This window comes from Bradyrhizobium sp. NAS96.2, assembly GCF_001908235.1.
Lineage (GTDB): Bacteria > Pseudomonadota > Alphaproteobacteria > Rhizobiales > Xanthobacteraceae > Bradyrhizobium.
In genome coordinates this window covers 1-8,805 of record NZ_LGHK01000229.1, presented here as the reverse complement: position 1 = coordinate 8,805, position 8,805 = coordinate 1, and the positions used below count along the sequence as shown (strand labels likewise).

Below are 8,805 nucleotides of genomic sequence, written 5' to 3'. Positions count from 1 at the left end.
TGGGCCGCCGGAGCACTAGCGGGAGCCTGCGCCTTGGCGTTGGAGCGGGCTGCGCTTCGGCACCGGCACACGGCTCGCGACATGGGGGATCGGGAGCGGCGGCCGCGGCACCCGGGCCTGGATCGCCCGCGGCACCGGACCGACCGGGCCGTAGGTCGCGCTCATCTCCTCCTCGTAATTGTCGCCGAGCCGGGAGGCCGGGGTGAAGCGGATGATGTGCCCGTCGCGGGCGTCGATCACCAGCCGGCCGTCGTCGCCGCCCTGGTCGATCACCGAGATCGTGTAGACGAAGCCGCGCTGCTGCGGGGCACCGAGCGGCAGATAGCCGTTCTCGCGCAGCACCGTGTAGACCTCGACCGGCGGCAGCAGGCTCGGGACACGGCCAAACCGCGGCGGCGGCGGAACTTCGGGCATGGCGGCGTAGGGCCCGTCCATGTCGGAGACCCGGACGAAAGCCGGGCTGCCGATCCGGGCTGATGTCACGAGCTGCGCCTCGGCCGAGACTGCGCTGAGCGCGAGGGCGGCGGCTGCAACCGAACCTGTGAACAACTTCATCGCCGTAACTCCTGTCTGCCCTGCGCCTTGAGGAGCTTTCCGCTCTCTTGCTGGCTTGCCCGGGGCAAAATTTCGGTGTGAAATTCGGCGGTCCTTGGTCGGTCCTTGGGCCAGATCACGGCGTGTTTGCTTCGAATCGGGGGCGCGGCGAGCCGGCCGAGCCGTTCATTCCAAGCATGCGGGCGAGGACTTCCTCGCGCTTGTGTGATAGACAAAAATTTGGCAAGGTCGAGGTTAGGACAGTAAAGCTGTCTCAATTTCGAGGCCATCCCGGCATGGGGATTGCAACGAGACCCTTCGTAAGGAGGACCTCGGCGCCCCGGGCTCCGAGAATGCTGCAGGCAGGGCCGTCCCCTAGGGGACGTTGAAACGCCCGTCGCCTGAATCTAGGAAAATGCGGCTCGCGGCGGACGAGCGGTGGCCCGGTGGGTGCCGCAACGTCCAAGGTGCGCCAAATACGGTGAGGCCCCTTACGAAAGGGAGAGGACACATGAGCGGGTCGGAATTCGAGCGCGAAATCATCGTGGCAGGTGCGCTGTCGGCGACCGCGGACTCGAAAGCCGCCGAACCCGCGCGTGAGCTGCATACATGGCGTCCTGAAGCCGAAGGCCTGTTTGATCCGAGCCTGGAGAAGGACTCCTGCGGCGTCGGCTTCATCGCCAACATCAAGGGCCAGAAGTCGCATCAGATCGTCTCCGATGCGCTGAGCATCCTGTGCAACCTCGAGCATCGCGGCGCCGTCGGCGCCGATCCGCGCGCCGGTGACGGCGCCGGCATCCTGGTGCAGATCCCGCACACCTTCTTCGCGCGCAAGACCTCCGAGCTCGGCTTCAAGCTGCCGCAGCCCGGCGAATACGCCATCGGCGCGCTGTTCATGCCGCGCGATGCCGCGTGGCGGAACGTGATCAAGAGCATCATCGCCGACGAGATCAAGAACGAGGGCTTCAAGCTGCTCGGCTGGCGCGACGTGCCCAGTGACAATTCCTCGCTCGGCGTCACCGTGAAGCCGACCGAGCCCTACCACATGCAGGTCTTCATCGGCCGCAATGGTGCTGCCAAGAACGAGGACGATTTCGAGCGCCGGCTCTACATCCTGCGCAAGTCGATCTCGCAGGCGATCTACCAGCGCCGCGACCGCGGCATGGCGGGCTACTATCCGTGCTCGTTCTCGTGCCGCACCGTGATCTACAAGGGCATGTTCCTCGCCGACCAGCTCGGCAAGTACTATCCCGACCTGCACGAAGCCGATTTCGACAGCGCGCTGGCGCTGGTGCATCAGCGCTTCTCGACCAACACCTTCCCGACCTGGTCGCTGGCGCATCCCTACCGGATGATCGCCCATAACGGCGAAATCAACACGCTGCGCGGCAACGTCAACTGGATGGCGGCGCGGCAGGCCTCGGTGCATTCGGAGCTCTACGGCAAGGACATCAGCCGCCTGTGGCCCATCTCCTATGAAGGCCAGAGCGACACCGCCTGCTTCGACAACGCGCTCGAATTCCTGGTACAGGGCGGTTACTCGCTGCCGCACGCCGTGATGATGATGATTCCGGAAGCGTGGGCCGGCAATCCGCTGATGGATGAGCAGCGCCGCGCCTTCTACGAATATCACGCCGCGCTGATGGAGCCGTGGGACGGCCCGGCCGCGATCGCCTTCACCGACGGCCGCAAGATCGGCGCCACGCTCGATCGCAACGGCCTGCGCCCGGCGCGCTACCTCGTCACCAAGGACGACCGCATCGTGATGGCGTCCGAAATGGGCGTCCTGAAGATTCCGGAGGACCAGATCGTCACCAAGTGGCGGCTGCAGCCCGGCAAGATGCTGCTCGTCGATCTCGAGCAGGGCCGCCTGATTCCCGACGACGAGATCAAGGCCGACCTCGCCAAGAGCCACCCCTACGCCGACTGGCTGCATCGCACCCAGATCCAGCTCGAGGAGCTGCCGGATGTGCCGGCCAAGGGCGTGCGCTCCAACCTGCCGCTGCTCGATCGCCAGCAGGCGTTCGGCTACAGCCAGGAAGACATCAACATCCTGATGACGCCGATGGCGTCGACCGGCGAGGAAGCCGCCGGCTCGATGGGCAACGACACGCCGATCTCGGCGCTGTCGGACAAGCCGAAGCAGCTGTTCACCTACTTCAAGCAGAACTTCGCGCAGGTGACCAACCCGCCGATCGATCCGATCCGCGAGGAAATCGTCATGAGCCTCGTCTCGATCATCGGGCCGCGGCCGAACCTGTTCGACCTCCAGGGCGTCGCCTCGACCCAGCGCCTCGAAGTTCGGCAGCCGATCTTGACCGACACCGACCTCGAAAAGATCCGCTCGATCTCCGACGTCGCCGAGACCCACTTCAAGTCGCGTACGCTCGACACCACCTTCCACGCCGGCTTCGGCGCGGCAGGCATGGAGCAGGTGCTCGACGAGCTCTGCGCGCGCGCTGAGGGCGCGGTGCGCGAGGGCATCAACATCATCATCCTGTCGGACCGCATGACCGGCACCGACCGGATCCCGATCCCGTCGCTCTTGGCCTGCGCCGCCGTGCATCATCATCTGATCCGCACCGGCCTGCGCACCTCGGTCGGCCTCGTGGTGGAATCCGGTGAGCCGCGCGAAGTGCATCACTTCGCCTGCCTCGCCGGCTACGGCGCCGAAGCGATCAACCCCTATCTCGCGTTCGAAACCATCCTCGCGATGAAGGACCGGCTGCCCGGCGCGCTCGACGACTACGAGATCGTCAAGCGCTACATCAAGTCGATCGGCAAGGGCCTGCTCAAGGTGATGTCCAAGATGGGCATCTCGACCTACCAGTCCTATTGCGGCGCGCAGATCTTCGACGCGGTCGGCCTCAAGGCGGACTTCGTCGCCAAGTATTTTGCCGGCACTCACACCCGCATCGAAGGCGTCGGCCTCGGCGAGATCGCCGAGGAGACCGTGCGGCGCCACACCGATGCGTTCGGTGACGGCCAGATCTACAAGAGCGCGCTCGATGTCGGCGGCGAATATGCCTACCGCACCCGCGGCGAGGACCATGCCTGGACCGCGGAATCGGTCTCGACCTTGCAGCATGCCGTGCGCGGCAACTCGCTGGAACGCTACCGGGCGTTCGCCAAGATCCTCAACGAGCAGTCCGAGCGTCTGTTGACGCTGCGCGGCCTGTTCCGGATCAAGAGCGCCGAGGACGACAAGCGCAAGCCGGTCAAGCTCGAAGACGTCGAGCCGGCCAAGGACATCGTCAAGCGGTTCTCGACCGGCGCGATGTCGTTCGGCTCGATCTCGCGCGAGGCGCATACCACGCTCGCGATCGCGATGAACCGGATCGGCGGCAAGTCGAACACCGGCGAAGGCGGCGAGGAGTCCGACCGCTTCAAGCCGATGCCGAACGGCGACAGCATGCGCTCGGCGATCAAGCAGGTCGCCTCGGGCCGGTTCGGCGTGACGACGGAATACCTCGTCAACTCCGACATGATGCAGATCAAGATGGCGCAGGGTGCCAAGCCCGGCGAAGGCGGCCAGCTGCCCGGCCACAAGGTCGACGCGACGATCGCCCGCGTGCGGCACTCGACGCCGGGCGTCGGCCTGATCTCGCCGCCGCCGCATCACGACATCTACTCGATCGAAGACCTCGCCCAGCTGATCTACGACCTCAAGAACGTCAATCCGGACGGCCAGGTGTCGGTCAAGCTCGTGTCCGAAGTCGGCGTCGGCACGGTTGCCGCCGGCGTCGCCAAGGCGCGCGCCGACCATGTCACCATCGCGGGCTTCGAGGGCGGCACCGGTGCCTCGCCGCTGACCTCGATCAAGCATGCCGGCTCGCCGTGGGAGATCGGTCTTGCCGAAACCCACCAGACGCTGGTGCGCCAGCGGCTGCGCAGCCGCATCGCGGTGCAGGTCGACGGCGGTTTCCGCACCGGCCGTGACGTCGTGATCGGTGCGCTGCTCGGGGCCGACGAGTTCGGCTTCGCCACCGCGCCCTTGATCGCGGCGGGCTGCATCATGATGCGCAAGTGCCACCTCAACACCTGCCCGGTCGGCGTCGCGACCCAGGATCCGGTGCTGCGCAAGCGCTTCACCGGCCAGCCCGAGCACGTCATCAACTACTTCTTCTTCGTCGCCGAGGAAGTCCGCGAGATCATGGCGCAGCTCGGCTACAAGACGTTCGACGAGATGGTCGGCCAGGTCCAGATGCTGGACCAGACCGCGCTGGTCTCGCACTGGAAGGCCAAGGGCCTCGATTTCTCCAAGCTGTTCGTGCGGCAGAAGGAGGAGAAGGGCCAGACGATCTATCACTCGGAGAGCCAGAACCATCATCTGGACGCCGTGCTCGACCGCCGGCTGATCGAGCAGGCGCAGGCCGCGCTCGATCGCGGCGCGCCGGTCAAGATCGAGGAAGAGATCAACAACACCGACCGTTCCGCCGGCGCGATGCTGTCGGGCGCGGTGGCCAAGATCTACGGCCATGCCGGCCTGCCGCTCGACACCATCCATGTCGGCCTGAAGGGCACGGCGGGACAGGCGTTCGGCGCCTGGCTCGCCAACGGCGTCACCTTCGAGCTCGAAGGTGAAGGCAACGACTATGTCGGCAAGGGCCTCTCGGGCGGCTGCATCATCGTCAAGCCGCCGAAGATCTCCGGCATCGTGCCGGAAGAGTCGATCATCGTCGGCAACACCGTGATGTACGGCGCGATCGCGGGCGAGTGCTACTTCCGCGGCATCGCCGGCGAGCGCTTCGCGGTGCGCAACTCCGGCGCGGTCGCGGTCGTCGAAGGCGCCGGCGACCATTGCTGCGAATACATGACCGGCGGCATCGTGGTGGTGCTCGGCAAGACCGGGCGTAACTTCGCGGCCGGCATGTCCGGCGGCATCGCCTATGTGCTGGACGAGACCGGTGACTTCGACAAGCTCTGCAACCTGTCGATGGTCGAACTCGAGCCGGTGCTGTCGGAAGAGATGATCAACGCCGACACCTACCATCACTCCGGCGATCTCGAGGCGCATGGCCGGGTCGACGTGTTCCAGAACCTGCTCGACTCCGACGTGGAGCGGCTGCATGTCCTGATCACCCGTCACGCCAAGCTGACCGGCTCGAAGAAGGCGGCGGAGATCCTCGCCAACTGGAAGGCCTGGCTGCCGAAATTCCGCAAGGTGATGCCGGTGGAGTACCGCCGCGCGCTGAAGGAAATGAAAGCCAACGCCGACGCCGAGCCGAAGATCGCGATCGGCGCGTAAGTCACGACCACGCGTCATTCCGGGTCGCGCCAGGCGCGAACCCGGGATCTCGCAAAGCCACTTCGAGACTTCGGGTCTGCGCCCGCGGCGCAGCCCGGAATGACGGAACAACTGAGATGCAGGGGCATCGGGTTTCAATGGGTAAGATCACAGGTTTTCTCGAGATCGAGCGGCATGACCGCAAGTACGAGCCGGTCGCCGATCGGCTCAAGAACTTCAACGAGTTCGTCATTCCGCTGAGCGAGAAGGACACGCGCGACCAGGCCGCGCGCTGCATGAATTGCGGCATCCCTTATTGCCACGGCACCGGCTCGGTCCAGCCGGGCACGCCAGGCTGCCCGGTCAATAACCAGATCCCCGATTTCAACGACCTCGTCTATCAGGGCAACTGGGAAGAGGCCTCGCGCAACCTGCACTCGACCAACAACTTCCCCGAATTCACCGGCCGGATCTGCCCGGCGCCGTGCGAGGCGTCCTGCACGCTGAACATCGACGACAACCCGGTCACCATCAAGACCATCGAATGCGCGATCGTCGACCGCGCCTGGGACAATGGCTGGCTGAAGCCGGAGATCGCCGCCGAGAAGACTGGCAAGAAGGTCGCCGTGATCGGCTCCGGCCCCGCCGGCCTCGCTGCCGCGCAGCAGCTCGCGCGCGCCGGCCACGACGTGCATGTCTACGAGAAGTTCGCCAAGGCCGGCGGCCTGCTGCGCTACGGCATTCCCGACTTCAAGATGGAGAAGGGCATCATCGACCGCCGCGTGGCGCAGATGGAAGCCGAGGGCGTCACCTTCCACTACGGCAAGGCCGTTGGCGGCAGCACCCCGGGTGCGATCGACCCGCAGGAGCTGGCCAAGCAGTATGACGCGGTGGCGCTGACCGGCGGTGCGGAAGCCCCGCGCGACCTGCCGATCCCGGGCCGCGATCTCGCTGGCATCCACTTCGCGATGGACTTCCTGCCGCAGCAGAACCGCCGCGTCTCCGGCGAGCCGCTGAACGGCACAGCCGACATCCTCGCCGGCGGCAAGCATGTCGTCGTGATCGGCGGCGGCGACACCGGTTCGGACTGCATCGGCACTTCGTTCCGGCAGGGCGCGAAGTCGGTGACCCAGCTCGAGATCATGCCGGCACCGCCCGAGCACGAGAACAAGGGCGTGACCTGGCCGAACTGGCCGCTGAAGATGCGGACGTCGTCGAGCCAGGCCGAAGGCGCGGTGCGCGAATACGCCGTGCTGACGCAGAAGTTCGAAGGCGTCGACGGCAAAGTGACAAAACTGCATTGCGTCAAGGTCGACGATAAGTTCAAGCCGCTGCCCGGCACCGAGTTCACGATCGACGCCGAGCTGGTGCTGCTGGCGATGGGCTTCGTGCATCCGGTGCACGAGGGCCTGCTCAAGACGCTCGGCGTCGAGCTCGACCAGCGCGGCAACGTGCGCGCATCCCTGCAGGACTACCAGACCTCGCGCGCCAAGATATTCTCGGCCGGCGACATGCGCCGCGGCCAGTCGCTCGTGGTCTGGGCGATCCGCGAAGGCCGCCAGTGCGCGCGCTCGATCGATACGTTCCTGATGGGGAAGACGGACCTGCCGGGGTAGTCGCCCCGGCGGTCACGTCGAACTGCATCTCACAAACTCAGCTGTCATCGCCCGCGAAAGCGGGCGATCCAGTATTCCAGAGACGTCAGAGATCAAACCGAGAGGCCGCGGCGTACTGGATGCCCCGCCTGCGCGGGGCATGACACCTCACGTGGGGAGGGACTAACGCATCCTCACCGCTAGTTCTGCACCCGCACGCCGAGCATCACCACCGTCGACGCCGAGCTCTGTCCGGCAAGGTTCGAATCCAGCCAGTCGCGGCGCAGGGTGCCCTTGATCCAGAGGCTGCGGGTCATCTTGTAGATCAGGTCGGCCGACACCGAGTAGGTCGTGTCGTTGCGGTTGTCGCCCTTGTACTCGAGCGTGCCGTAGGTGAACTTGCCGATCGCGGTCAGCCAGCGGCGGAAGTCGTGGTCGACCTCGACGGTGTAGGTGCGCGACAGCACGCCGGAGGTGCCCGGCAGCGTGGTCTCGCCGAGCTGGGTGTCGGAATAGAATTTGGCCGTGGTCAGCGGCGTCGCGGTCCAGGTCAGCGAGGCCGTGGTGAGCAGGCCCTCGAGCCGGTTGAGCCTTGTGTCGGCGTAGTCGCGCATCGCGTAGCCGATCGAGACCTCGCCGAACAGCAGCCGGGTGAACTCGAACGAGGTGCCGGCCTTGGCGTAGCCGCCCGATGAATCGCGCGCGTAGCCGGCGCGGTCGAGATAGAGGTCGTGGACGCGGCTGTCGCCCTGCACCTCGACGAAGGGTTTTACAGCCGGATTGAGCTCATAGCTGACGCGGCCGATGCCGCCATATTGCGTGAAGTTGCGATCGTCGTTTGACGACGAGGTGCCGTCGGTCAGCTTCGACCATTGATAATCGGTGCGGTCGACGGTGGCGCCGAGCGAGACCTGCATGCGGTTGAAATGCTGGTCGATGCCGAAGGTGCCGCCGACCGTGCTGTAGAGCGGATATTTGGCAAGGCCGGCCTGCACGTTCGGGCTGCCGGGATTGTCGGTCGAAACCAGCAGGCGGGCCTGCGCCGTGAGATGCGTGTCCTTCGAGACATCGAGACGGCCGTCGATATGGCCGGTGAAGCTCGGACGGTCGACGTCGAGCGGCGCCGACAGCGGCGTGCCGTCGATCGGCGTGAGCTGGGAGCCGTAGCCGGTGAAGGAGCCGCGCAGATCGGCGACGACGGCGTGGCGCTCCCAGTCCGACATCGCGACGAATTCCGGCGCGACCATGTAGAACGCCTTGCCCTGCGGCTGATACAGGCGGCCCGGATTGGTGTCGTAGCCGGCCATCACCTCGACCGCGGTCTTGACCATGAACGAGCCGGCGTAGTCGCCGACCGCGCCGAACGGATCGTCGTCGATCTTGAGCCGCCTGCGCGGCGGCTGGCCGACGATGGTGCCGGCCATCGCCGGCGGCACCGGCGGCTTGCTG

At 66.0% G+C, this 8,805-nt stretch carries 4 protein-coding genes; 2 read left to right on the top strand and 2 right to left on the bottom strand.

Annotated elements, in window-relative coordinates:
* Positions 1 to 15: 15 nt before the first annotated feature.
* Positions 16 to 555 (bottom strand): hypothetical protein, encoded by a 540-nt coding sequence (locus AC628_RS36205; protein ID WP_074131466.1) that lies wholly within the window; start codon positions 553 to 555, stop codon positions 16 to 18.
* Between the two features lie 490 nt (positions 556 to 1,045).
* On the opposite strand from AC628_RS36205, the gene gltB reads away from it, so the two are divergent.
* Both gltB and AC628_RS36195 read left to right on the top strand, forming a co-directional pair.
* Positions 1,046 to 5,782, top strand: coding sequence for a glutamate synthase large subunit (gltB, locus tag AC628_RS36200; protein WP_074131465.1), 4,737 nt, complete (start codon positions 1,046 to 1,048; stop codon positions 5,780 to 5,782).
* Between the two features lie 137 nt (positions 5,783 to 5,919).
* Entirely contained in the window at positions 5,920 to 7,377 is a 1,458-nt protein-coding gene (locus tag AC628_RS36195; RefSeq protein ID WP_074131464.1) for a glutamate synthase subunit beta, read from the top strand.
* A 179-nt stretch (positions 7,378 to 7,556) separates the two neighbouring features.
* Here the strand turns inward: AC628_RS36195 and AC628_RS36190 are convergent.
* Positions 7,557 to 8,805, bottom strand: a 1,249-nt coding sequence (locus AC628_RS36190) for an outer membrane beta-barrel protein (RefSeq protein WP_245321504.1), incomplete at its 5' end; no start/stop codon positions are given.

Coding starts and splice junctions, on each gene's coding strand:
- AC628_RS36205 (WP_074131466.1), bottom strand. CDS start 555: ATGAAGTTGTTCACAGGTTCGGTTGCAGCCGCCGCCCTCGCGCTCAGC.
- gltB (WP_074131465.1), top strand. CDS start 1,046: ATGAGCGGGTCGGAATTCGAGCGCGAAATCATCGTGGCAGGTGCGCTG.
- AC628_RS36195 (WP_074131464.1), top strand. CDS start 5,920: ATGGGTAAGATCACAGGTTTTCTCGAGATCGAGCGGCATGACCGCAAG.